Source organism: Caulobacter sp. CCUG 60055 (genome assembly GCF_022750545.1).
In the GTDB taxonomy this organism is placed as follows: domain Bacteria; phylum Pseudomonadota; class Alphaproteobacteria; order Caulobacterales; family Caulobacteraceae; genus PUIC01.
This window is the reverse complement of the sequence record NZ_PUIC01000010.1, coordinates 15,750-38,306: the sequence shown is the minus strand read 5'-3', so window position 1 is coordinate 38,306 and position 22,557 is coordinate 15,750. Positions and strand designations below refer to the sequence as shown.

Here is a 22,557-nt window from a genome sequence, read left to right as displayed (position 1 = left end):
GGGGGAGGCGGCGGCGGCGGCGGCGAGGCGAACGAGTAGCGCAGGCCCAGCGTCACCGACTGATCGCGGTATTCGCCTTGGAACTTGCCCGGCTGCAGGCCGGTCGCGACCGAGCCGGCCGTGGACCAGGACAGGTCCGAGCCGCCCAGGTAGCGATAGGTCAGGTCGACGTTCAGGCGATCGGTCGCCTTCCACGCCAAGCCGCCGATCAGCTGCCAGGCGAACGCGGTGTCGCTCTTGTCGACGGTCAGGTTCTGGATCGCCGGGTTGGCCGCGGTGACCGCGCCCACGTTCGAGAACTGACCCAGGGCGTCGATCGTCGCGTGGTTGACGCCGAGGCCGGCGCCGACGAACGGATTGATCGGGGAATCCGGCAGGATGTCGTAGATGGCGTTGGCCATCAGGGTCCAGGATTCGAACGAGCCGTTCGGCTTGCCGCAGTTCGGGGCCGCCGCCGAGCGGGTGACGCCCGGGGTGCACAGGCCCTGGATGGCGCTGGCGCCGCTGGAGACCGACTTCAGGTCGCCCGGACGGTAGCCGCCTTCGAGTTCGACGCGCCAGTTCGGCGTGAAGCGATAGCCCAGACGGGCGAAGCCGGCCCAGTCGTTGTCGGCCGACCAGTTCCAGTTGTAGCGGACGCCGGTCGGATCGTTGTTCGACGAGTGCGCCTTGATGGATTCCGGCGCGTGATAGCCGATATCCAGCGCTCCATACCAACCACGATCTTCAGCCGAAGCGACGGAGGCTACGGCGACCGCAGCCAAGCACGCTCCCGCCAGGAGTTTGAGTTTCATTTCAAGAGCCCTCTCTTGTGCCCTCAGTGCTGCGGCCAGCGAGCGGCCGAGCCCCGTTATATCAAGGCCTAAAACGCCTGGAAGTGTCGGCAGAGCCACACCTCCGCTTTTTTAGAGCCAGCGAACGCGACGGCTAGACTAGCTGTTTATGTTCACGATCTTCAACCTAAACGGCCGAATGTTTACATTTTTCTAGTCGAGCGTCGTTCGGTAGCGCGCCATCGCCAGCGCCGCCACGGCCGCCACGAACAGGGCGAGCGCGCACAGGCTGGGCCAGGTCTCCCCCACCCCGTGGCCCTTGAGCATCACCCCGCGAACCACCCGCAGGAAATGCGTCACCGGGATGACGGTTCCCAGGGCCTGGGCCCAATTCGGCATCCCCTTGAAAGGAAACATGAATCCGGACAACAGGATCGACGGCATCATGTAGAAGAACGACATCTGCATCGCCTGGAGCTGCGAGCGCGCGGCGGTGGAGATCAGGAAGCCGAGGGCCAGGCTGCCGGCGATGAACAGCACCACCCCCAGACCGAGGGCCAGCCAGCCGCCGCCCATGGGCACGTCGAACAGGGCCCGCGCCAGCGTCAGAATCACCGCCGTCTGCAGCAATCCGACCACGACATAGGGGGCGAGCTTGCCGATCATCACCTCGATCGGCCGCACGGGCGTGGCCAGAAGGCTCTCCATCGTGCCCCGCTCGTACTCCCGCGTGACGCCGAGCGCGGTCATCATCACCAGGGTCATCGAGAGAATCACCCCGAGCAGTCCGGGCACGATGTTGTAGGCAGTGACCGCTTCCGGATTGTAGCGGCGGTGCACGACCACCTCGAAGGGCGTTGTCGCAGGCGGGGACACCGCCGCGCCGACCAGGTCGCGCCTGAGCGCCGCGGCCGGCAGCCCGGTCAGGGCGGCGACGGCGCCGCTGGTGGCGGCCGGGTCGGAGGCGTCGGCCTCGACCAGGATCTGCGCGCCGTCGCCCCGCACCACGCGGCGGGTGAAATCGGCCGGGATGGTGACGGCGAACTGGGCCTCGCCCATCGCCACCATGCGGTCGAGCTCGGCGGGCGTCCGCGCCTGGCCGACGATGTCGAAATAGCCGGAGACCTTGAGCGCCGCGAGGGTCGAGCGGGCGAAGGCCGAATCGTCCTGCACCAGCACCGCCGTCGGCAGGTGGCGCGGATCGTTGTTGATGGCGTAGCCGAACAGCAGCAGCTGCACGATCGGCATGATCAGGATCATGGCGTAGGTCAACCGGTCGCGGCGCAGCTGGATGAACTCCTTGTCGAGCACCGCCCAGATCCGGGTGAGGGAGACGCCCGTCACGCCGCCGCCCGCCCGGCGTAGTCGTCCGTGGACTGCGCCATCAGCCTGATGAACACGTCCTCCAGGGTCGGCGCGGCCTCTGTCCAGCGCCAGGGCTCCCGCCGATAGGGGGCGATCGCCGCCTCCAGCGCCGCGCGGTCGATCCCGCTGACATGGAGGGCCAGGCCGAACGGGGCGACCATCTCGACGCCGGGCGCGCCGGCGAGCTCGCGCTGGAGCCCGTCCGTTCCCGGACCTTCGACGTTGAAGGTGACCAGGCCGGAGGCCGCGATCAGCGCTTCGGCCGTTCCCCTCGCCATCAACCGTCCGTAGGCGATGTAGGCGATGTCGTGGCAACGCTCGGCCTCGTCCATGTAGTGGGTCGAGACCATCACGGTCATGCCGCCGGCGGCGAGGGCGTGGATCTCGTCCCAGAACTCCCGCCGCGCCTTGGGATCGACGCCGGCGGTCGGCTCGTCGAGCAGCAGCAGGCGCGGCTGGTGCAGCACGCAGGCGGCCAGGGCCAGGCGCTGTTTCCAGCCCCCCGACAGCGCCCCAGCCAGCTGCCGGCGGCGGTCGGCCAGGCCCAGGCGCTCCAGGGCCTCGGCCACCCGCGGGCGCCGGCGGTCGAGGCCGTAGACCCGTGCGATGAAGTCGAGGTTCTCCTCGATGGTCAGGTCCTCGTAGAGCGAGAACCTCTGGGTCATGTAGCCGGTCTGGCGCTTGATGGCGGCGGCGTCGGCCAGGATGTCCAGCCCCAGGCAGCGCCCCCGGCCGCCGTCGGGGGTCAGGAGGCCGCACAACATGCGCAGGGTGGTGGTCTTGCCCGAGCCGTTGGGGCCCAGAAACCCGGTGATCCGCCCGGCGTCGACCCGGATCGACAGGTCCTTGACCACGGTCTTGTCGCCGAACCGCTTGGTCAGGCCCTCGACCTCGACGGCCAAGTCCGGCGCGGCGTTCATCGCCGCCCCCCGATCGGGGCCACGTCCACCGGCTGGCCGGGGGCGAGCCCGCGCGGATCGTCCGGCAGCGCCTCGATCAGGAACACCAGCCGGTCGCGGCTCTTGCGGCTGTAGATCACCGGCGGGGTGAATTCCGGCTGGGGACTGACATAGTTGATCCGGGCCGAGAGCCCGGCCTTGCAGCCGTCGCAGGAGAACCGCACCGTCTCGCCCGGGCGGTAGGCCGCGACCTCGGCCTCGGGCGCGAAGAAGCGGATGCGCACCCGCCCGTCCGGGATCAGCGCCACGACCGGCTGGTTGGCGCCCGCCCATTCGCCCTTCTGGAAGAACACGTCCTGGATCCGGCCGGCGGCCGGGGCCGTCGGCGCCAGCCGCGCGCGCTGCACGTCCGACCCGGCCAGGGCGCCGCGCGCCTGGGCGGCGGCGGCGTCGGCGGCGGCCACCGCGTCGACGCGGGCGCCGAGCGCGCCCACCCGCTTCTGCCGCTCCACCGTGCTGACGGCGGCGACGGCGGCGTCATAGGTCGCCCGCGCCTGGTCCAGCCGGGCCGGGGCGTAGATTCCCCGCGCGACCAGCGGGCGGACGCGGTCGAGATCGGCGCGGGCCTCGCGCAGCTGGGCCTGGGCGGCGGCGGCCTGGGCGTCGAAGACGGCCTGCTCGGCCGGCCGCTGGCCCTTGCGCGCGTCGCGGGCCTGGGCCTCGGCCTGAGCCACGGCCGCCGCGCCACGGGCGAGATCGGCGTCGGCCGCCGCCGGGTCCATGGCGAACAACGGCGCGCCGGCGGCCACCCTCTGGCCCCGCGCCACCGAAACCTCGCCGACCGGCCCCGCCGTCGGCGAGGACAGGTAGAGCGTCTCGCCCTCGACATAGCCGGACAGCACGTCGGCGTCGTCGGAACGCGGCCCCCAGGCCCGCCACGCCACCCAGCCGACCAGGGCGACGGCGATCCCGGCGACGGCGACGCGCGCGGCCCGGTTCATACGTGCGCCCCCCGCGAAGCCAGCAGCCCTTCGAGCACGGTCTCGACATGCTGGGCGGCCAGCGCCTGCAGGTCGAGCGGGGCGGCGCCGACCGGGATGAACACCTCGCGCCACAGGGCGCCCATCACCAGCGGCCCGGCCAGCGAAAAGGCGTAGAACCGGGGATCGCCGGCGCGGACCTCGCCGCGCGCCTGGCCATGTGCGACGAGGCCGGTGAGCAGGGCCAGGGCCCGGCCGGCCAGCTGGTCGTGCCAGATGCGGGCCAGGTCCGGGAAGTTGCGCGATTCGCCGACGACCATCTTGGCCACCGCCGCGAACGGCCCGGCGGCCAGCAGCGCCGACAGCCGCCCGGCCAGGGCCCGGACGCACCCGGCGAAGTCCTCCGCGCCGGCGCCGATGACGGCGGCCGCGGCGTCGAGGTTGGGGGCGACGGCGTCGCGCACCACCGCCCTGAACAGGTCCTCCTTGGTCTCGAAATAGAGGTAGAGCGCGCCCTTGCTGACGCCGGCGCGGGCGGCGATGTCGTCCAGGCGCGCCGCCGCGAACCCCCGCTCGGCGAAGACCTGCAGGGCCGCCGCGACGATCTCGCCCGGCCGGGCCTCCTTGCGCCTGCGGAACTTGGGTTCGCCCGGCGTCATGCTGCTCTCCATAACTGACTGGTCAGTTATTTAAATCCGTTCAAATAGCGCCGCAACGGGAAATCTTCTCGGCCTTGCGCGTTCCTTGCGGGGCGGCGGAGGAGAAGCGGCATGCGCGTCGGCGTTCCAGCGGAGATCAAGCCCGGCGAGCACCGGGTCGGCCTGACCCCGACGGCGGTGCGCGAGTACGTCTCACGCGGGCACTCGGTGCTGGTCCAGGCCGGGGCCGGACTGGGCGCCGGCTATGGCGACGACGGCTACCGGCGGGCCGGGGCCGACATCGCCCGCGACGCCGCCGAGGTGTTCGAGGCGGCCGAGCTGGTGGTCAAGGTCAAGGAGCCGCAGCCGGTCGAATGGGCGCGGCTGGCCCGCCGACACATCCTGTTCACCTATCTGCACCTGGCGCCCGACCCGGCCCAGACCGACGGCCTGCTGGCGTCCGGCTGCGCCGCCGTCGCCTACGAGACGGTCACCGACGCCCGCGGCGGCCTGCCGCTGCTGGCCCCGATGTCCGAGGTGGCGGGCCGCATCGCCGTGTTCTCGGCGGCCGAGACCCTGCTCAAGCACAACGGCGGCATGGGCCTTCTGCTCTGCGGCGTGCCGGGGGTGCCGCCCGCGCGGGTGTGCGTGCTGGGCGGCGGCGTGGTCGGGACCAACGCCGCGCGCATGGCCGCCGGCCTGGGAGCCGAGGTGGTGGTGGTCGAACGCTCGATCCCCCGCATGCGCGACCTGGACGACCTGTTCAACGGCCGCATCCTCACCCGCTATTCGACCCTCGACGCCATCGAGGAAGAAATCCTCAAGGCCGACGTGGTCATCGGCGCCGTGCTGACCGCCGGGGCGGCGGCGCCCAAGCTGGTCAAGCGCGAGCACCTGTCGCGGATGAAGCCCGGCTCGGTGCTGGTCGACGTCTCCATCGATCAGGGCGGCTGTTTCGAGACCAGCCGGCCGACCACCCACGCCGAGCCGACCTACGTGGTCGACGGCGTGGTCCACTATTGCGTGGCCAACATGCCGGGGGCGGCGCCGCGCACCTCGTCCGAAGCCCTGGTCCACGCCACCCTGCCCTTCGGCCTGGAGCTGGCCGACCACGGCCTGGAGGCCCTGGCCCGCGACCGCCATCTGGCCAAGGGCCTCAACGTCCTGCACGGCGAGATCACCCACCCGGCCGTGGCCCAGGCGTTCGGCCGGCGCTTCTCCGACCCTTACGGGGCCTGGAAGGACTGAAGCGGGTTCAAGCCGCCGCGGCCAGGCCCTCGGCGAGGTCGGGACGGGTCTCGACGAAATCGATCACGTCGTCGAGGCCGAACTCGGGGTCGGCCTCGTGCAGGGCGTCGAACACGGCGCGGACGAAGGCGAAGCCGGCGGGCCGGTCGGCGGTCCAGTCGAGGCCCGAGCGGTCGACGGCGGCGGTCAGGCCGGCGGCCGCGAAGCGATCGGGACGGGCGCGCAGATAGGCGGCCGGGCTGAGGCGCTCGGCGGGGTTGGCGGCCTCCTCGTCGGCGACGGCGAGGTCGGCGGCGCGGATCACCTCGACCTCCAGGCCCCGCGGCAGGCCGGGGGCGGAAACCAGGGCGGCGCGGCTGGCGAGCGCCAGGCGGACCGCCTCGTCGATGGCGGCCGGATCGGTCAGCGGACAGTCGGCGGACAGCCGCACCACATGCGTGACCGGCCCGGCGGCGGCGACGCACCGGGCGCAGGCGGCCAGGGGGTCCTCGCCGCCGGCGCGGAACACCGTCAGCCCGCGCGAGACCAGATAGCCGGCCAGGGGATCGTCGACCGGATCGCGGCTGACGGCGGCCACCAGCTTGGTCAGGGTCCGGGCCCGGCGGATGCGTTCGATCTGACGCCAGATCATCGGCTCCCCGCGCAGCGGCGCCATGATCGCCCCGCGCAGCACGCCCCTGGGCGCGTCGTAGGTCCGGGTCCGGCCGGCGTGCGCTTCGAGGATGGCGAGGATCATGGCGGCGATTCCGGGGTTAGGCGGCGACCCACCGGTCGGGATCGAGCGCGGCCGGGTCGTCGACGGCCATGCGGTCCCAGTCCAGTTCGGGAGGCGGGCTTTGCGCCGCCGCGACCACGGCGGACAGTTCGGCGGCGGAGGTCACCCCGACGATCACCGACGAGGCCTCGGGCCGCGACAGGGCGAAGCCCAGCGCCGCCTGCAGCGGGTCGCTGCGGCCCTCGGCGATCATCCGGCGCACGCGGGAGATGGCGGTGGCCGCGCCCTTCATCGCGCCGGGCGCGCGGTCGGCGGGCAGGAACAGCAGCCCCTGCAGGAAGATCGAGCGCAGCTGGACCTCGACGCCCCAGTCGGCCAGCGTCGCCAGCGAGCCGTCGGCCAGCAGCCGCTGGTCCAGCAGGCTGGCCGGGGCCTGGACGATGTCGGGCTTGAAGCGGCGGGTCAGGCCGAGCGGGTCGTCGGAAGCGCAGGCTGAGACGCCGACGCGCTCGAACAGGCCGAGATCGCGCAGACGCAGCAGCCGGTCCCACAGCGCCCCGCCGTGCGGGCCGAACAGGTCGCCGGCCGACTGCACGACGATGGCGTAGGCCCGCTCAAGGCCCAGGCGGCGCAGGGAGGCGCGGGCCTCGGTCTCGACATAGTCGGGGCCGCGGTCGGCGCGGGCGGTCTTGAGGATGACCCGGAACGGCGTCGGGCGCGGCATGCGCTCGCCCATCACCTGCTCGGCGTGGCCGTAGGGGGTCGAGGCGTCCAGCAGCGTCAGGCCCGAGCGGGCGGCGATCGACAGGATGTCGCCGACCTCGGCTTCCGGCGCACGGCCACGCGCGGCGGGCCCGTCGAAACGGAACTGAGCGGCGCCGAGGCCGAGTTTGGAAAGCGGTGCGCTCATCGATCCAGGGGGAAGGTCCAAACGGAACGCCACCCTAGGGGCAAGTCATTAATGAAGCCGTATCAGGAGGTTACCGAAGGCTTGACGCCGCGCCGCGCCGCGCCAAGTTGGCCCCATGACGCAGACGCTTCCCGACTGGCCGCTCTTTGGTTTGACGGACGACGTCCGCCCCGCGCTGCGCGAGGCGCGGGCGGCGGGACGCCCGGCCGCCCTGGTCACCCTGCACCGGGTCGAGGGCGGCGGCCCGCGCCCGGTCGGGACCCAGATGCTGTTCGCGGACGCCCAGGTCAGCGGCTTCCTGTCCGGCGGCTGCGTGGAAGGCGACGTCGCCCGTCACGCCGCGGCGACCCTGGCCGACGGCGCGCCCCGGCGGCTGGTCTATGGCGAGGGCGGCCCCTGGCCGGACATCCGCCTGCTGTGCGGCGCGCGCATCGAGCTGCTGGTCGAGCGCGTCGCGCCGAACGACCCGGCCCTGGCGGCCCTGCTGTCGCTGTCCGACCAACGCCGTCCGGCCCTGTGGCGGACCGATGGGGTGATCCGAAGCTGCGCGCCCGCCCCGGCCGACGCGCCGGCCTGCGTCGAGACAGGCGCGCCCTTCGGCCTCGCCCGCCGGCATGACCCGGCTCCGCGGCTGGTGGTCATCGGCGGCGACCCGACCGCCCTGGCCATCGCCTCCCTGGGCCTGCAGGCCGGCATGGAGACCACCCTTGTCCGTCCCAAGGGGCCGGTCACGCCGCCGCCCCTGCCCGGCCTCGCCTATCGGCGCGACGATCCGGCCTCAGCGCTGCGGGCGACCGGCGTCGATCCGTGGACGGCCATCGCCGTCGCCACCCACGACCTGGACAGCGACCACGCGGCCGCCCTCGCCGCCCTGCCGTCCCCGGCCGGCTATGTCGGCCTGCTCGGCGCGAGGCGGCGCCTGCCCGAGCGCCTGGACCGGCTGCGGCGGGACGGCCTGGACGAGACCGCCCTCGCCCGCCTGCGCGCGCCCATCGGCCTCGACCTCGGCGGCAAGGCTCCATGGGAGGTGGCGGTAGCCGTGATCGGCGAGATCATCGCCGCGCGCAACCTGCCCGCCAGCCTTATCCCGTGAGGGCCGGCTTCACGACCGGGCCAGCGGCAAGGTTTCGATCAGGTCGCCCGCCCGCGCCGGCGGCGCGTCGATGGGCCGGCGGAGCAGCACGTCGGCCTGGGCGAACACCGTGACCAGCGACGAGTCCTGATCGGGGAAGGCCTCGACCTCCGGTCCGCCAGGGCCGGCGACCAGGCGGCCGCGCATCCAGTGCTCGCGCGGGCCGCCGGCCGGAAGGTCGGCGGCGAGCCTCGCCGGCCGCAGCCGCAACGCCGGATCGCCGCCCTGCATCGCCGCCAGCAAGGGCCGCAGGAACAGCTCGGCGCAGACCAGGGCCGAGGCCGGATTGCCCGGCAGGCCCAGGACCGGCCGGCCGTCGGCCAATCGTCCGAACCAGGTGGGCCGGCCCGGCCGCATCCTCAGGCCGCCGACGGTCTGGACCAGGCCCAGCTCGGCCAGGGCCGGCTTGACCAGGTCGTGATCGCCGACCGAGGCCCCGCCGATGGTGACCACCAGGTCGCCGGCCGTCGCGCGCACGCGCTCGGCGATGGCGGCGCGGTCGTCGCCCGCCGTCGCCAGCCTTCGCGGCTCGCCGCCCCAGGCCCGGACGAGGGCGGCCAGGGCCGGGCCGGCGGAATCGAAGATCTGCCAGGGGCCGGCCTCGCCGCCGGCCGGCGCCAGCTCGTCGCCGGTCGACAGGATGGCGACCCTGGGCGCGCGGGCCACCGTCAGGCGGTCGCGCCCGGCCGCGGCGGCCAGGGCCAGCCGCCAGGGGTCGAGCCGCTCGCCCACCGCCAGCAAGGCCGCCCCGGCCTGGAAATCGCCGCCGGGCGGCCGCACGAAGGCCCCGGCCTGCGCCGCCTGGGCCGGGATCATCATGTCGCCGTCGCGGGCGGCGTTCTCCTGGATCAGCACGGCGTCGGCGCCGGCCGGAACCGGGGCGCCGGTGAAGATGCGCACGGTCTCGCCCGCGCCCAGCACGCCGCCATGGCCCGCCCCGGCGGCGCTCTCGCCGACGATGCGGCGCGGCGCGGCGCCGTCGGCGGCCCGCACCGCCCAGCCGTCCATGGCCGAGGCGGCGAAGGGCGGCTGGTCGCGGACGGCGGTCACCGGCTCGGCCAGCACCCGGCCGGCGGCGACCTCCAGGCCGACAACCTCGACCCCCAGCCGCACGACGCCCGCCAGCATGCGCGCGCGCGCCTCCTCCACCGCCAGATTGTTCACGCCGCGTCGCCCCGCGAGAAGTCGCCGGAGGCGCCGCCGGTCTTGGAGATCAGCCGCACCGCCTCGATGGTCATCGCCTTATCCGCCGCCTTGAGCATGTCGTAGAGAGTCAGGCAGGCCACCGATACGGCGGTCAGGGCCTCCATCTCGACCCCGGTCGGCCCGGTGGTCTTGACCCGCGCCGTCACCGCCAGCCCCTCGCCCGGCGCCTCGGCGATCTCGACCGCGACCTTGGACAGGGCCAGTGGGTGGCACAGCGGGATCAGGTCGGCGGTCTTCTTGGCGGCCATCACCCCGGCCAGCTCGGCCACCGCGATCACATCGCCCTTCTTGGCCTCGCCCGACAGCGCCAGCGCCAGGGTCTGCGGCGCCATGCGCACCAGGCCGGCGGCCGCCGCCTCGCGCGCCGTCGCCGGCTTGTCCGACACGTCGACCATCCGCGCCCGGCCCTCGGCGTCGAGGTGGGTGAGGCGGCTCATTTCTCCATCAGCCTCGGCATCAGCTCGACCATGTTGCAGGGACGGTGGCGGCTGTCGAGCTGGGCGGCGATCACCTTGTCCCAGCCGTCCTTCACCGCGCCGTTCGAACCGGGCAGGCAGAAGACGAACACCCCGCCGATGATCCCGGCCGTCGCCCGCGACTGCAGGGTCGACAGACCGACCGACTGGTAGCTGACCATGTGGAAGATCACCGAGAAGCCGTCGATGGTCTTGTCGAACAGCGGCTCCAGCGCCTCGGGCGTGACGTCGCGGCCGGTCAGGCCGGTGCCGCCGGTGGTGACGACGGCGTCGACCTCGCCGGCGGCGATCCAGCCGGCGACCTGGGCGCGGATGGCCGCCTTGTCGTCGGGGACCAGGGCGCGGCCGGCCAGCACGTGCCCGGCGCCGGTCACGCGCTCGGCCAGCAGATGGCCGGAGGTGTCGCTCTCCTCGTCGCGGGTGTCGGACACGGTCAGCACCGCCACCCGCACCGGCTTCAGCGGCAGCGACTCGTCGATGCGGCCGCCGGGGCCGGGCTTGGTCTCGGCGGCGAAGGGGGCGTTCATAGGGGCGTCTTCTCCCAGCGTTCGAGGTCGTCGTGGTCTTCGGCCCGCGGCTCGATCCAGCGCGAGCCTTCCGGCCCGTGCTCCTTCTTCCAGAACGGCGCGCGGCTCTTGAGATAGTCCATCAGATAGTCGGCGGCCTCGAAGGCGGCGCGGCGGTGACGCGCGGCGGCGGCGACGAACACCACCGCCTCGCCCGGCAGAATCTCGCCCGTCCGGTGCACCACCAAAAGATCGTCCAGCCCGAAGCGGCGGCGGGCGTCCTCGGCGATCCGGGCGATCTGCGCCTCGGTGAAGCCTGGATAGGATTCCAGCTCCAGCGCCGCCGTCGCGCCGTGCTCGGCGCGGGCCAGGCCCGTGAAACTGACCACCGCCCCGCTTTCCGAGCGGCCGGCGCAGAAGCCGCCCAGCAGGGCGCCGGGCTCGAAGGGATCGATCTGTACACGGATCGTCACCTCAGCCCCCGCTCATCGGCGGCAGGAAGGCGATCTCGCTCGTCGCGGCCAGGGCGACGTCGCCGCGCACCAGGGCCTTGTCGACGGCGACCTGGACCCCCGGCGCGGCGATGGCCTCGCCCAGTTCCGGGTCGAGGGCGCTCAGCGCCGCCTTCAGGCCGAACAGGCTGGCCGGCTGCGGGGCGATCTCGCGCTCGCGCCAACCGGCCAGGTCGCGCAAGGGGCCGAACAACAGCACGCGGGCCATGGCGCTCAGCCCCCCGTCGTCGACATGTGGCGGGCCACGGCCGGGGCGGCCCCGCGCTCGATATGGAAGTCGTGGCCCTGCGGCTTGCCGCTCACGGCGAGGCGGATGGCGTCGGCCAGGTCGCCGCCGGCCCGCAGCACCGCGCGCAGGTCGCTGGCGTCCTCGCGCCCCAGGCAGGTGTGCAGGGTTCCGGTGCAGGTCAGGCGCACCCGGTTGCAGGCCTCGCAGAAATTGTGCGTCAGCGGCGTGATGAACCCCAGGCGGCCGCCCGTCTCCTCGACCCGGACATATCGGGCCGGGCCGCCGGTGTTCAGCGGCAGGTCGGTCAGGGTCCAGAACGAGGCCAGTTCGTCCCGCACCCGCGACAGCGGCAGGAACTGCTCGGTGCGGTCGGCCTCGACCTCGCCCAGCGGCATGGTCTCGATCAGGGTGATGTCCATGCCGCGCCCGTGCGCCCAGGCGATCAGGTCGGGCAGCTCGGCGGCGTTGGCGTCCTTGAGCGCGACGGCGTTGAGCTTGACCGCCAGGCCGGCGGCCTGGACCGCGTCGATCCCGGCCAGCACCTTGGAAAGGTCGCCGCGACGGGTCAGCCGCTGGAAGACATCCGGCTTCAGGGTGTCGAGCGAGACGTTGATCCGCCGCACGCCGAGCCGGGCGAGGTCGGCGGCGAACTCGGCCAACCGCACGCCGTTGGTGGTCAGGGTCAGCTCGTCGAGCCCGCCCCCGGCCAGATGGCGCGACAGCCGCGCGACCAGGTCGATGAAGCCCTTGCGCGCCAGCGGCTCGCCCCCGGTCAGGCGCAGCTTGCGCACGCCCAGCTCGACGAAGGCCGAGGCGACGGCGTCCAGCTCCTCGAGGCTCAGCACCTCGGCCTTGGGCAGGAACTGCATGTGCTCGGCCATGCAGTAGACGCAGCGCAGGTCGCAGCGGTCGGTGACCGACACGCGCAGATAGGTCACGCCGCGACCGAAGCCGTCGATCAGCGGCCCGCGCCGCGTCATGGCGGCGGCGCTGGCGGCGGTGTCGGAATTCAGCGCGTCGAAAGGCGTCATCGCTCAGCTAGAATAGGCGCGATCGAAGGACAGGGACAGGGCGCGGTGAACGAGGCGGGCGAGACCATCGAGGCGATCGTCCTGGCGGCCGGCGCCGGGGCGCGGTTCGGCGGCGGCAAGCTGACCGCTGCGTGGCGCGACGGCGTCCTGCTCGACGGCGCCCTGTCGGCGGCGTTCGCCGCCCCCTGCCGAACGGTCGCGGTGACCTTCGGGGCCGACCCGGCGGTGGCGAAGGCCGCACGGGCGTTCGCCGAGCGCACGGGGGCGACGGACCGCCTGCGCCTGATCGAGGCCGCGGACCACGCCGAGGGCCTGGCGGCCTCGCTGCGGGCCGGGCTGGCCAGCCTGCCGGCGGACGCGGCGGCGGCGATGATCTTCCTGGGCGACATGCCCGATCTCCCCTTGCGGATCGGCGGGGCGCTGGCGGACGCCTTGGCGCCGGGGACGGAGGCCGCCGCGCCGGTCTGGGAAGGCCGGCGGGGCCACCCCGTGCTGATCCGGCGAAGCCTGTTCGCCCAGGTCGCGGCCCTGCGAGGCGACCGGGGGGCGGGGGCCCTGCTGGCGGCCCTGGGGCCGAGGCTGGCCCAGGTCCCCGCACCGTCCGACGGCGTGCTGTTCGACATCGACCGACGCGAGGACCTGGCCGCTAGGCCTTGACCATCGGCAGGCTGTTGGTCGCCTGGCCGGTGGCGGCCAGGATGGCGTTGGCCACGGCCGGGCCGATCACCGGCGTGCCCGGCTCTCCCACCCCGCTGGGGTGTTCGCCCGACGGCACGATGTGGGTCTCGACCTGGGGGGCCTCGTTGATGCGCAGCACGCGGTAGGTGTCAAAATTGGTCTGCTCGACCAGGCCGTCCTTGAGCGTGACCTGGCCGAACAGGGTCGCCGACAGGCCATAGCAGGTCCCGCCTTCCATCTGGGCGGCGATCTGGTCGGGCGAGACGGCGACGCCGCAGTCGATGGCGGTGACCACCCGGCCGACCTTGGGCTCGCCGTCCTTGACCTGGACCTCGGCCACCTGGGCGACCACCGAGCCGAAGCTCTCGTGCACCGCCACGCCGCGCGTCCAGCCCGGCGTCGGCGTCGGCCCGGCCTTTTCGAGGGCGAGGTTCAGCGCCGCCAGATGGCGGGCCGCGCCGGCCTTCTGGTACAGCGCCTTGCGGTAGGCCGCCGGGTCCTGGCCGGCCTTCCTGGCCAGCTGGTCGATGGTGTGCTCCATGACGAAGGCGGTGTGGGTCGCGCCCACCGAGCGCCACCACAGCACCGGCACCGGCAGCTCGGGCATGTAGACCTGGGCGTCGACCACCGGCGTCGCCTTCAGATAGGGCGAGCCCTTGGTCCCTTCGACCGTGGTCTCGTCCAGCCCCTTCTGCATCGGCATGCCCTTGGTGATCGACTGGGTGACGATGCGATGGCGCCAGGCGGCGGGGAAGCCGTCAGCCCCCAGCTTCACGACGACATCGTGATAGGTCAGCGGCCGGTACTTGCCGGCGGTCATGTCGTCCTCGCGGGTCCAGACCAGCTTGACCGGCTTGCCGCCGGTCTTCTTGGCGACGTGGGCGCACTCGACGACATAGTCCGAGTCCTGATTGGCCCGCCGGCCGAACGAGCCGCCGGCGAACAGGGTCTCGATCTCCACCGCGCCGGGCAGGGTCCCGACCACCTTGGCGACGTTCAGCTGATCCAGGGTCTGGACCTGCGAGGCGAAGGTCAGCTTGACCGAATTGCCCTGCACCTGGGCGACGCAGTTCATCGGCTCCATGGTGGCGTGGGCCAGGAACGGGAAGTCGTAGGAGGCGCGGAAGACGTCGCCGCCGAAGGCGTTGGCCGCGTCGCCCTTGGTCTCGAAGGCCTGGGCCTTGATCTCGGCCGGCCCCTTGCCGGCGGCGATCTGCTTGTATTCGGCCAGGATGACGTCGGAGCCGCGCTTTTCGGCCTTGTCGTCGTCCCAGGTCACCTTGAGCGCGTCGCGGCCCTGGCGGGCGGCGAAGGTGTTCTGGGCCGTGACCGCCACGCCGGTGGGGATCTCGAACACGTCGACCACGCCGGGCACCTGCTTGGCGGCGGCCGCGTCGAACGACTTCACCTTGCCGCCGAAGCGGGGCGAATGGGCGACCATGGCCACCAGCATGCCGGGCAGCTGGACGTCCTGGGTGTAACGCGCCGTCCCCGTGGCCTTGGCCAGGCTGTCCTTGCGCCGCACCCGGTCGGTGCCGATCAGGGTGAAGGTCTTGGGGTCCTTGAGCGTCGGGTTCTCGGGCGGCTTGATCTTGGCCGCGTCGGGCAGCAGCTCGGCGAAGCTGGCCGACTTGCCGCTCTTGGGGTCGGAGACCACCCCGTCCTTGACGGTCAGGTCGCCGGCCTGGGCGCCGAACCGCGCGGCGGCGGCCTGGACGAACATCGCCCGCGCCCCGGCGCCGGCCTTGCGCAGCTGGTCCCAGGAATTGTTGATGGCGGTGGAGCCGCCGGTGCCCTGAACCCCCATCAGGGTGTTGCCGTAGAGCTTGGCGTTGGCCGGCGCTTCCTCGACCTTGACCTTGCTCCAGTCGGCGTCGAGCTCCTCGGCGACGATGGCGGCGAGGCCGGCGTGGTTGCCCTGGCCCATCTCCTGGTGCTTGGAGATCACCGTCACCCAGCCGTCGGCGCCGATCTTGACGAACGGGCCGAAGGCGCTGTCGACCTTCTGCGCGCCCAGGCTGAGGATGTCGGCCGGCGAGCAGCCGACCAGCAGGCTGCCGCCGACCATGGCGGCGCCGACGATCAGGCCGCGGCGGGTCGCGGTGGACAGGTCGGATGGATTGACGGGAGCGTTCATGTCCGGTCCTCCGCTCAGGCCGCCGCCGGGGCGGCGGGGGCGACGCCGGCCGCGTCCTTGATCGCCGCCCGGATGCGCTGATAGGCGCCGCAGCGGCAGATGTTGCCGCTCATCGCCGCGTCGATGTCGGCGTCGGTCGGCTTGGGCGTCGCCGTCAGCAGGGCCGTCGCCGACATGATCTGGCCGGACTGGCAGTAGCCGCACTGGGGCACGTCGTGCTTGACCCAGGCGGCCTGCACCGGATGGGTCCCGCCCAGGCCCTCGATGGTGGTGATCTTCGCGCCGGCCGGCACGGCGCCGATCGGGGTCTGGCACGAGCGCACCGCCTGGCCGTCCAGATGCACGGTGCACGCCCCGCACTGGGCGACGCCGCAGCCGTACTTGGTGCCGGTCATGTGCAGCTCGTCGCGCAGCACCCACAGCAGGGGCGTGTCCGGGCCGGCCGTCACGTCGCGGGCCTGGCCGTTGATCTGAAGCGTGGTCGCCATTCGCCGTCCTCCCTGGCGGCGTCGCCGCGGCGGAAAGCCCGCCGCAGGAACGCGCCTGTCGTCGGTCCAGGCGGTGTTGCGCCGCTGGGCCGGGCCGGCGTTCACGGGCCGGCGCAGGCGGCATCTTAACGCTGCTCAGGCCCGGTCGCGCCAGAGAAAAATTCGCGACGCGGCGCGGCCCCCGCGATAGCCTGCCGCCTCCGTCCCGCCGCATAGAGCCCCGACATGCGATACGCCGTCCCGTCCCCGTTCGCCGTCCTCGCCTGCGCCGCGCTGCTGGCGGGATGCACCGGCGGCGCCTCGTCCGCCGATGGGGCCCGCCCGGGGCCGCCGCGACCGACGGTCGACTACGCCTGCGACGGCGGCAAGGGCTTCGGCGTCGCCTTTCCGCGCGGGGCGGATTTCGTGACGGTCAAGGCCGGCGGCGTCGAGAAGACCCTGCCGCACGCGGTCTCGGCCTCGGGCGCGCGCTACGCCGACGGAGCGTTCGAGTATTGGAGCAAGGGCCCCGAGGCCATGCTCGACGGCTTTCCCGGCGGCCCCTACAGCGGCTGCAAGGAACGCTGACGCCGCGACATGGACGCCTTCCCCGCCTTCTTCCCCCTGGCCGGCCGCAAGGTGGCGATCGTCGGCGACGGCGAGGCGGCCGAGGCCAAGGCGGCGCTGTTCGCCAACTCGCCGGCCGAGATCGTGCGCCTGGACGCGGCGGCGGCGCTGTCGCCGCAAGCCTATGCCGGCGCCCTGCTGGCCTTCGTCGCCGGCGGGGACGAGGCCTTCGCCCGCGCCGCCGCCGCCGCCGCGCGCCAGGCCGGCGCACTGGTCAATGTCGTCGACCGGCCGGCGCTGTGCGACTTCACCACTCCGGCGGTGATCGACCGGGGCGAGGTGGTGGCGGCGGTGGGCACCGGCGGCGCCGCGCCGATGCTGGCCGCCCTGCTGCGCAACGACATCGAGGCGCGGGTCCCCGAGGGCGCCGGCCGGGTCGCGGCGCTGCTGCGGCGGCTGCAGGACGAGGTGCGCGCCGCCCTGCCCGACCTCGCCGCCCGCCGGGCCTTCCTGCGCGGGGTCCTGTCGGGCCCGACCGCCCGCGCCGCCGCCGAGGGCGACACGGAGACCGCCGCCCGCCTGCTGCGCGAGGCCCTGGCCTCGCCTCTCGCCCGGCGGGGACGGGCGCGTCTGGTCGCCGCCGCCGGCCCGGCCGACCTTCTGACCCTGCGCGCCGCCCGCGCCCTGGCCGAGGCCGACGTGGTGGTCGCCGGCGCGGGGATCGACCCGGCGGTCGAGGCCCTGGCCCGGCGCGACGCGCGGCGCACGCCCGCCGCCGCGGTCGACGCCGCCGCCGCCGCCGAATGGGCGGCCGCCCGGCTGGAGGTCGTGGTGCTGTCCGCCGACCCGGCCCGCGACGGCGTCGCGGCCGCGCTGGAAACGGCCGGCATGACGGTCGAGCCGATCCCGGCCGCGCCGCCGGGATGAGCCTGCTCGGCCCCGACGACCTGGAGGCGGTGCTGCTGTCGCTCAAGGTCTCGACGGCGGCGACCCTGGCCGGCCTGCCCCTGGCGGTGCTGTGCGCCCAGGCCCTGGCCCGGGGGCGTTTCGCCGGCCGCCGGCTGCTGGACGCCCTCGTGCACCTGCCGCTGGTGCTGCCGCCGGTGGCCACCGGCCTCGCCCTGCTGATGCTGTTCGGCCGGCGGGGCGTGGTCGGGGCGGCCCTGGCCAAGATCGGGGTGGTGTTCGCCTTCAACTGGACGGGCGCGGCGCTGGCCGCCGCCGTGATGGCCTTCCCGCTGATGGTCCGCCCCATCCGGGTGGCCATAGAGGCCCAGGACCGCGAGGTCGACGAGGCGGCCCGCACCCTCGGCGCCGGCCCCGTCCAGCGGTTCGTCTCGGTGACCGTGCCCCTGGCCGCGCCGGGGATCGCCGCCGGCGCCGTGCTGGGCTTCGCCAAGGCCCTGGGCGAGTTCGGCGCCACCATCACCTTCGTCGGGGCCATTCCGGGCGAGAGCCTGACCCTGCCGGCGGCCATCTACGCCGCCGTCCAGAGCCCGGGCGCCGAGGCGCGAGCCCTGGCGCTCAGCGCCGTGGCCGGCCTGCTGGCGGTCGCGGCGGTGCTGGTCTCCGACGCCGCCGGCCGCCTGGCCGTACGCTGGGCGCGCGGCTAGACGGCGCGGCGCCGGAGGGAGCGCCTCAGGCGTCGATCGAGCGGCGCCGGGTCTCGGGCAGGAAGAACAGGGTGGTCAGCACGCTGAGCGCCGTGAACGCCGCCGGATACCACAGGCCCGAATAGATGTTCCCCGTCGCCGCCACGATGGCGAAGGCGGTGAACGGCACGAAGCCGCCGACCCAGCCGGTGCCGATGTGATAGGGCAGCGACAGGGCGGTGTAGCGGATGCGGGTGGGGAACAGCTCGACCAGGCAGGCGGCCAACGGCCCGAACAGGGCGGTGGCCGCGACGACGAACACGAACAGCACGCCGAGCATGGCCGGCATGTTCATGCGGGCCGGATCGGCCTTGGCCGGATAGCCGGCCTTGAGCAGCGCCGCCTTGATCTCGCCCTCGACCCGGGCCTTGACCGTCTTGGCGGCGGCCTTGTCCAGGCCGCGCGCGTCCCGCGAGACGACGGTCGCGCCGCCGACCTTGATCAGGGTGGGCGCGCCGGCCGGCGCGGCCTGGTTGGCGTAGGACACCCCGGCGTTGGCCAGCACGCTCTTGGCGATGTCGCAGGACGAGACGAAGGCGGCCTTGCCCACCGGGTCGAACTGCAGGGCGCAGCCGGCCGGATCGGCCGAGACGGTCACCGGCGTCGCGGCCGAGGCCTCGGCCAGGGCCGGGTTGGCGGCGCGCTCCAGCAGGTGGAAGCCGGGGAAGTAGAAGGCCAGGGCCAGGGTCATGCCGCCCAGCATCACCGCCTTGCGCCCGATCTTGTCCGACAGCCAGCCGAACACGCAGTAGAACACCGCGCTCACCGCCGTCGCCGCCATCATCAGGGTGTTGATGGTCGCGGCGTCGACCTTGAGGAACTTCTCCATGAACACCTGGATGTAGAAGAAGCTGGTGTACCAGACGGCCCCTTGCGCCGACATCATCGAGAAGAAGGCCAGCAGCACCAGCTTGAGGTTGCCCCAGCGGCCGAAGGCCTCGACATAGGGCCGCTCGGACGTCTCGCCGGCCTCCTTGACGCGGTGGAAGGCCGGGCTCTCGCTCAGCTTGAGGCGCATCCACACCGACACCGCGAGCAGGCCGGCCGACACCGCGAAGGGGATGCGCCAGCCCCAGGCGTTGAACGCCGCCTCGCCCACCGCCATGCGCGAGACCAGGATGACGCCGAGGGCCGCGAACAGGCCGAAGGCGGCCGAGGTCTGCACCCAGCTGGTCAGCCAGCCGCGCTGGCCGGGCGGGGCGTGCTCGGCGACGTAGATCGCCGCGCCGCCGTATTCGCCGCCGAGGGCGAAGCCCTGGACGATGCGCATCAGGATCAGCAGCCCCGGCGCGATCAGGCCGGCCTGGGCGTAGGTCGGCAGCAGGGCGATGGCGAAGGTCGCCCCGCCCATCAGCAGCACCGTGGCCAGGAACGCGCCCTTGCGGCCGGCGCGGTCGCCGATGCGCCCGAACACCAGCGCCCCCAGCGGCCGGAAGGCGAAGCCGGCCCCGAACAGGGCCAGGGCGGCGATGTAGCCGGCCGTCTCGTTGAGACCGGCGAAGAAAGTCTTGGAGATGACCTGGGTCAGGCTGCCGAAGATGAAGAAGTCGTACCACTCGAAGGCGGTGCCCGCCGAGGAGGCCGCCACCACCGTGGTCAAGGACGCCGGCTTCTTGACGCCTTGCGGCGCTTGCTCAGCCGTCACTTCGGCCATGGTCTTCCTCCCCTGTTTCGCCGTGATCTAGCACCCGTCCGGCGGGGACGAAAGCGGGGCGGCGCGACAGACGGATCAGGCCACCGCGGTGTGCGTTGCGGGCGCCTCGGCGGCCAGGCGGGCGATCTCGCCCAGCAGGGCGGCCGGCGAGATCGGCTTGCCCACCACCCCGTCCATCCCGGCGGCGGCGTAGGCCTCGCGCTGGTGGGCCATGACGTTGGCGGTGAGGGCGACGATGGGCGTCGCCCCGGCCGGATGCGGCAGGGCCCGGATGCGGCGGCTGGCCTCCAGCCCGTCGATTCCCGGCATCTGGACGTCCATCAGCACCAGGTCGAAGGCGCTGCGCGAGGCCGCCGCTACGCCTTCCAGGCCGTCCTCGGCGGTTTCGACCGAGGCGCCGAGCTGTTCGAGCATCTTGGTGACGATCATGCGGTTGACGGCGTTGTCCTCGACGATCAGCACCCGCAGGCCGTCGAGGGCGGCCGGGCTCTCCCCGGCCGCGACCTGCGGCGGCTCGGCCTCCGGGGCGCCGATCTCCAGCCAGAACCGCGAGCCCGAGCCGGGGGTCGAGGCGAAGCCGACGCCGCCGCCCATCAGCTCGGCCAGGCGGCGGGTGATGGCCAGGCCGAGGCCCGAGCCCCCGAACCGGCGCGTCGTCGAGGCGTCGGCCTGATGGAACCGCTCGAACAGCCGTCCCCGCGCCGCCTCGGGAATGCCGACGCCGGTGTCCTCGACCTCGAACACCAGGCGCGGGCCCAGCGGCCCCTCGACGGGACGGGCCCGCACGGCGATCCAGCCTTCCAGCGTGAACTTCACGGCGTTGCCGATCAGGTTGAACAGGGCCTGGCGCAGCCGGACGGGATCGCCCCGCACCCAGGCCGGCGCCGCCGAGACGTCGACGGTCAGGCTGAGGCCCTTGGCCTGGGCCTGCGGCCGCAGCAGGCTGGCCACGCCCTCGGCGACCGCCGCCGGCGAGAAGGGCTCCTCGACCAGCTCCAGGCGGCCGGCCTCGACCTTGGAGAAGTCGACGACGTCGTTGAGCAGCTCCTGCAGCATCCGCCCGCAGGCCAGGGCCTCCTCCAGCATCACCCGGCCGTCGGCGGACAGGTCCTCGCCCTTGAGCAGGTGCAGGACGCCCAGCACGCCGTTCATCGGGGTGCGGATCTCGTGGCTCATGTTGGCGACGAAGCGCGACTTGGCCTCGGCCGCCTCCTGGGCGGCGCGCTTGGCGGCGATCAGGGCCAGCTCCTGGCGCTTGTGGTCGTCGAAATCCATCAGCAGGCCGGCGGCCTTGCGCCAGCGCCCGGACGCGTCCTTCTTCAGCTCGTAATAGAACCGGGTCCAGCGCACCTGGCCGTCGGGACGCAGCAGGCGGAAGTCGAACGGCTCGATCGGCTCGCCCGCCCGCCAGCGAGCCGTGCGCTGGGCCACCGCCTCGGCGTCGTCGGGATGGACGATCGGCCAGGCCGGCAAGGTGGCGTCGGCGTAGGTCAGCCGCCGTCCGGTCAGGCGCAGGAACTCCGGCGAGGCCCAGAAGGTCTGGTGCTCGTAGTCCAGCTCGAACACCCCAGCGTCGGCCGCGCCCAGGGCCACCTTGAGGCGGCGGGCGTAGGCGCGGGCGTCCTGGCGGGCGCGGGCCATGGCCGAGATGTCGTCGATATAGGCCAGCACGCCGGCGATCGCGCCGGACGCGTCACGCCAGGGGCGAACCTCCCAGCGGATCCAGTGCCGCCGCCCGGCCGCGTCGAGCAGCCGGTCCTCGCTGCGCGACACCACCTCGCCGTCCAGGGCCCGACGATAGGCCTGGCGGATATGCTGGGGCGCGCTCGGCAGCAGGTCCTCGGGACGCCGTCCCAGATAGTCCTCGGCGGTCAGGCCGAAGATCTCGATCCAGCGCGGGCTGACCACCATGAACCGCAGGTCGCGGTCGACCATGGCCACGGCGAAGGGGGCTTCCTGCACCATCTGGCGGGTCTGCTGCTCGCCGCGCAGGGCCGCGTCGCGCGCCTCGGCGATCTCGGTGATGTCCTGCGAGATGCCGTGGATGCGATGGTCGCCGCCGCCCAGGGCGTCGGCGTGGATATGGGCGCGCAGCCGCAGCCAGCCGCCGTCGGCCCGGCGCAGGCGATGCTCGAAGCGGCCGGGCCGGCCGTTGAACAGGGCGCGGCCGAGCACCCGCATCATCTCGGGCAGGTCGTCGGGATGGCTGACGGCGCGCAGGTCCTCCAGGCTCTCCAGGCGCACCCCCGCCTCGTCGAGCATGACCCGCCATTCCGGCGACCAGTCGATGCGTCCCTCGCGCGGGTCGTAGCTCCACGAACCCACCCCCGCGGCCTCGGACAGCAGCGAGCTCATCCGCCGGGCCTGCTCCAGCTCGGCCTCGGCGCGGCTGGCCTCGGTGACGTCGTGGAACAGGCCGATCACCTCGCCGTCCGGTCCCAGGCGGCAATGGCCGCGCAGCCAGACCCAGCCGCCCGCCGCGGTCGCCGCCTTCAGCACGCAGCGGGCGTGGCCGTCGCGCCGCAGCCGGCGCAGCGTCTCGGCCAGTTCGTCGAGGCTGTCGGCGTGGACGAAGCGGCGCACGCCGCGGCCGATCAGGTCGGCGGCGCCCCAGCCGGTGGCGGCCGACCAGGCGGGATTGGCGGCGAGGAACCGTCCCTGGGAGGAGATCACGGCGAACAGGTCCGGCGCGTTCTCGAAGAACCAGCCCGCCAGGCGCGCCTCGGCGCCCATCGCCCTGGCCGCGGCGGCCCCATTGCCCTGATGTCCGGCTTCCACGCCG

The 22,557-nt window shown here is 73.5% G+C and carries 23 protein-coding genes; 6 read left to right on the top strand and 17 right to left on the bottom strand.

Annotated features, from left to right (window positions below; translation table 11 throughout):
- The 5 genes from C5708_RS14610 to C5708_RS14590 form a co-directional block, all read right to left on the bottom strand.
- Positions 1-794: outer membrane beta-barrel protein (locus C5708_RS14610; RefSeq protein WP_242922275.1), on the bottom strand; the 794-nt coding region annotated here is incomplete at its 3' end.
- A gap of 192 nt (positions 795-986) precedes the next feature.
- Positions 987-2,117 carry an ABC transporter permease gene (locus C5708_RS14605; RefSeq protein ID WP_242922274.1) on the bottom strand — a complete coding sequence of 377 codons (1,131 nt, stop codon included), beginning with the start codon at positions 2,115-2,117 and terminating at the stop codon, positions 987-989.
- Positions 2,114-3,058, bottom strand: a complete 945-nt coding sequence (locus C5708_RS14600) for an ABC transporter ATP-binding protein (RefSeq protein WP_242922273.1) — start codon at positions 3,056-3,058, stop codon at positions 2,114-2,116. The genes C5708_RS14605 and C5708_RS14600 overlap by 4 nt, the downstream gene beginning before the upstream one ends.
- Positions 3,055-4,038, bottom strand: a complete 984-nt coding sequence (locus C5708_RS14595; protein ID WP_242922271.1) for an HlyD family efflux transporter periplasmic adaptor subunit — start codon at positions 4,036-4,038, stop codon at positions 3,055-3,057. Before C5708_RS14595 ends, C5708_RS14600 begins: the two co-directional genes overlap by 4 nt.
- A complete protein-coding gene (locus tag C5708_RS14590) occupies positions 4,035-4,676 on the bottom strand; it encodes a TetR/AcrR family transcriptional regulator (protein ID WP_242922270.1) in 642 nt (213 codons plus the stop codon). Before C5708_RS14590 ends, C5708_RS14595 begins: the two co-directional genes overlap by 4 nt.
- Positions 4,677-4,787: 111 nt before the next feature.
- Here C5708_RS14590 and ald point away from each other — a divergent pair, with 111 nt between their 5' ends.
- Complete coding sequence (gene ald, locus C5708_RS14585; RefSeq protein WP_242922269.1) at positions 4,788-5,903, top strand: alanine dehydrogenase; 1,116 nt, start codon at positions 4,788-4,790, stop codon at positions 5,901-5,903.
- Positions 5,904-5,910: 7 nt separating this feature from the next.
- On the opposite strand, the gene C5708_RS14580 is transcribed toward ald, so the two are convergent.
- Together C5708_RS14580 and C5708_RS14575 are read right to left on the bottom strand one after the other, a co-directional pair.
- Positions 5,911-6,639: an NTP transferase domain-containing protein gene (locus C5708_RS14580; RefSeq protein ID WP_242922268.1), complete on the bottom strand. Its 729-nt coding sequence runs from the start codon at positions 6,637-6,639 to the stop codon at positions 5,911-5,913.
- Between the two features lie 16 nt (positions 6,640-6,655).
- Entirely contained in the window at positions 6,656-7,528 is an 873-nt protein-coding gene (locus C5708_RS14575; RefSeq protein WP_242922267.1) for an aldo/keto reductase, read from the bottom strand.
- 115 nt (positions 7,529-7,643) lie between these two features.
- On the opposite strand from C5708_RS14575, the gene C5708_RS14570 reads away from it, so the two are divergent.
- The gene (locus tag C5708_RS14570; RefSeq protein ID WP_242922266.1) at positions 7,644-8,621 is read left to right on the top strand and encodes an XdhC family protein; all 978 of its coding nucleotides are present in this window, start codon (positions 7,644-7,646) and stop codon (positions 8,619-8,621) included.
- Positions 8,622-8,630: 9 nt separating this feature from the next.
- Here C5708_RS14570 and glp read toward each other — a convergent pair whose 3' ends face one another.
- Genes glp through moaA form a run of 6 tightly spaced genes read right to left on the bottom strand, consistent with a single transcriptional unit; the run spans position 8,631 to position 12,620 of the window.
- Positions 8,631-9,824, bottom strand: coding sequence for a gephyrin-like molybdotransferase Glp (gene glp / locus C5708_RS14565; protein WP_242922265.1), 1,194 nt, complete (start codon positions 9,822-9,824; stop codon positions 8,631-8,633).
- Positions 9,821-10,303, bottom strand: a complete 483-nt coding sequence (gene moaC / locus C5708_RS14560) for a cyclic pyranopterin monophosphate synthase MoaC (RefSeq protein WP_242922264.1) — start codon at positions 10,301-10,303, stop codon at positions 9,821-9,823. Before moaC ends, glp begins: the two co-directional genes overlap by 4 nt.
- Complete coding sequence (moaB, locus tag C5708_RS14555) at positions 10,300-10,869, bottom strand: molybdenum cofactor biosynthesis protein B (RefSeq protein WP_242922262.1); 570 nt, start codon at positions 10,867-10,869, stop codon at positions 10,300-10,302. The genes moaC and moaB overlap by 4 nt, the downstream gene beginning before the upstream one ends.
- A complete protein-coding gene (locus tag C5708_RS14550) occupies positions 10,866-11,321 on the bottom strand; it encodes a molybdenum cofactor biosynthesis protein MoaE (protein WP_242922260.1) in 456 nt (151 codons plus the stop codon). The genes moaB and C5708_RS14550 overlap by 4 nt, the downstream gene beginning before the upstream one ends.
- Position 11,322: 1 nt before the next feature.
- Positions 11,323-11,568: a MoaD/ThiS family protein gene (locus C5708_RS14545; RefSeq protein WP_242922259.1), complete on the bottom strand. Its 246-nt coding sequence runs from the start codon at positions 11,566-11,568 to the stop codon at positions 11,323-11,325.
- Between the two features lie 5 nt (positions 11,569-11,573).
- Positions 11,574-12,620, bottom strand: a complete 1,047-nt coding sequence (gene moaA, locus C5708_RS14540; RefSeq protein ID WP_242922258.1) for a GTP 3',8-cyclase MoaA — start codon at positions 12,618-12,620, stop codon at positions 11,574-11,576.
- 45 nt (positions 12,621-12,665) lie between these two features.
- Here moaA and C5708_RS14535 point away from each other — a divergent pair, with 45 nt between their 5' ends.
- Positions 12,666-13,277 carry an NTP transferase domain-containing protein gene (locus tag C5708_RS14535; protein WP_242922257.1) on the top strand — a complete coding sequence of 204 codons (612 nt, stop codon included), beginning with the start codon at positions 12,666-12,668 and terminating at the stop codon, positions 13,275-13,277.
- Here C5708_RS14535 and C5708_RS14530 read toward each other — a convergent pair.
- On the bottom strand, positions 13,267-15,435 hold the full coding sequence (locus C5708_RS14530; RefSeq protein WP_242922256.1) for a xanthine dehydrogenase family protein molybdopterin-binding subunit: 2,169 nt from the start codon (positions 15,433-15,435) through the stop codon (positions 13,267-13,269). The two genes, C5708_RS14535 and C5708_RS14530, sit on opposite strands and share 11 nt — an antisense overlap.
- A 14-nt stretch (positions 15,436-15,449) precedes the next feature.
- Entirely contained in the window at positions 15,450-15,923 is a 474-nt protein-coding gene (locus C5708_RS14525) for a (2Fe-2S)-binding protein (protein WP_242922255.1), read from the bottom strand.
- 225 nt (positions 15,924-16,148) lie between these two features.
- Here C5708_RS14525 and C5708_RS14520 point away from each other — a divergent pair, with 225 nt between their 5' ends.
- Genes C5708_RS14520 through modB form a run of 3 tightly spaced genes read left to right on the top strand, consistent with a single transcriptional unit; the run spans position 16,149 to position 18,082 of the window.
- A complete protein-coding gene (locus C5708_RS14520; RefSeq protein WP_242922254.1) occupies positions 16,149-16,490 on the top strand; it encodes an MliC family protein in 342 nt (113 codons plus the stop codon).
- Between the two features lie 9 nt (positions 16,491-16,499).
- Positions 16,500-17,396 (top strand): bifunctional precorrin-2 dehydrogenase/sirohydrochlorin ferrochelatase, encoded by an 897-nt coding sequence (locus C5708_RS14515; protein WP_242922252.1) that lies wholly within the window; start codon positions 16,500-16,502, stop codon positions 17,394-17,396.
- Positions 17,393-18,082, top strand: coding sequence for a molybdate ABC transporter permease subunit (modB, locus tag C5708_RS14510; protein WP_242922250.1), 690 nt, complete (start codon positions 17,393-17,395; stop codon positions 18,080-18,082). Before C5708_RS14515 ends, modB begins: the two co-directional genes overlap by 4 nt.
- Before the next feature lie 25 nt (positions 18,083-18,107).
- On the opposite strand, the gene C5708_RS14505 is transcribed toward modB, so the two are convergent.
- Complete coding sequence (locus C5708_RS14505) at positions 18,108-19,775, bottom strand: MFS transporter (RefSeq protein WP_242922248.1); 1,668 nt, start codon at positions 19,773-19,775, stop codon at positions 18,108-18,110.
- A gap of 75 nt (positions 19,776-19,850) precedes the next feature.
- Positions 19,851-22,553 (bottom strand): PAS domain S-box protein, encoded by a 2,703-nt coding sequence (locus C5708_RS14500; RefSeq protein WP_347567022.1) that lies wholly within the window; start codon positions 22,551-22,553, stop codon positions 19,851-19,853.
- Positions 22,554-22,557: the final 4 nt, after the last annotated feature.

Excerpts from the sequence above, each read along its gene's own strand:
- C5708_RS14505 (WP_242922248.1), bottom strand. The coding sequence starts at position 19,775 with ATGGCCGAAGTGACGGCTGAGCAAGCGCCGCAAGGCGTCAAGAAGCCG.
- C5708_RS14570 (WP_242922266.1), top strand. The coding sequence starts at position 7,644 with ATGACGCAGACGCTTCCCGACTGGCCGCTCTTTGGTTTGACGGACGAC.
- C5708_RS14515 (WP_242922252.1), top strand. The coding sequence starts at position 16,500 with ATGGACGCCTTCCCCGCCTTCTTCCCCCTGGCCGGCCGCAAGGTGGCG.
- moaC (WP_242922264.1), bottom strand. The coding sequence starts at position 10,303 with ATGAGCCGCCTCACCCACCTCGACGCCGAGGGCCGGGCGCGGATGGTC.
- C5708_RS14575 (WP_242922267.1), bottom strand. The coding sequence starts at position 7,528 with ATGAGCGCACCGCTTTCCAAACTCGGCCTCGGCGCCGCTCAGTTCCGT.
- C5708_RS14525 (WP_242922255.1), bottom strand. The coding sequence starts at position 15,923 with ATGGCGACCACGCTTCAGATCAACGGCCAGGCCCGCGACGTGACGGCC.
- ald (WP_242922269.1), top strand. The coding sequence starts at position 4,788 with ATGCGCGTCGGCGTTCCAGCGGAGATCAAGCCCGGCGAGCACCGGGTC.
- moaB (WP_242922262.1), bottom strand. The coding sequence starts at position 10,869 with ATGAACGCCCCCTTCGCCGCCGAGACCAAGCCCGGCCCCGGCGGCCGC.
- C5708_RS14580 (WP_242922268.1), bottom strand. The coding sequence starts at position 6,639 with ATGATCCTCGCCATCCTCGAAGCGCACGCCGGCCGGACCCGGACCTAC.
- modB (WP_242922250.1), top strand. The coding sequence starts at position 17,393 with ATGAGCCTGCTCGGCCCCGACGACCTGGAGGCGGTGCTGCTGTCGCTC.
- C5708_RS14530 (WP_242922256.1), bottom strand. The coding sequence starts at position 15,435 with ATGAACGCTCCCGTCAATCCATCCGACCTGTCCACCGCGACCCGCCGC.
- C5708_RS14520 (WP_242922254.1), top strand. The coding sequence starts at position 16,149 with ATGCGATACGCCGTCCCGTCCCCGTTCGCCGTCCTCGCCTGCGCCGCG.
- C5708_RS14595 (WP_242922271.1), bottom strand. The coding sequence starts at position 4,038 with ATGAACCGGGCCGCGCGCGTCGCCGTCGCCGGGATCGCCGTCGCCCTG.
- C5708_RS14600 (WP_242922273.1), bottom strand. The coding sequence starts at position 3,058 with ATGAACGCCGCGCCGGACTTGGCCGTCGAGGTCGAGGGCCTGACCAAG.
- C5708_RS14590 (WP_242922270.1), bottom strand. The coding sequence starts at position 4,676 with ATGACGCCGGGCGAACCCAAGTTCCGCAGGCGCAAGGAGGCCCGGCCG.
- C5708_RS14545 (WP_242922259.1), bottom strand. The coding sequence starts at position 11,568 with ATGGCCCGCGTGCTGTTGTTCGGCCCCTTGCGCGACCTGGCCGGTTGG.
- moaA (WP_242922258.1), bottom strand. The coding sequence starts at position 12,620 with ATGACGCCTTTCGACGCGCTGAATTCCGACACCGCCGCCAGCGCCGCC.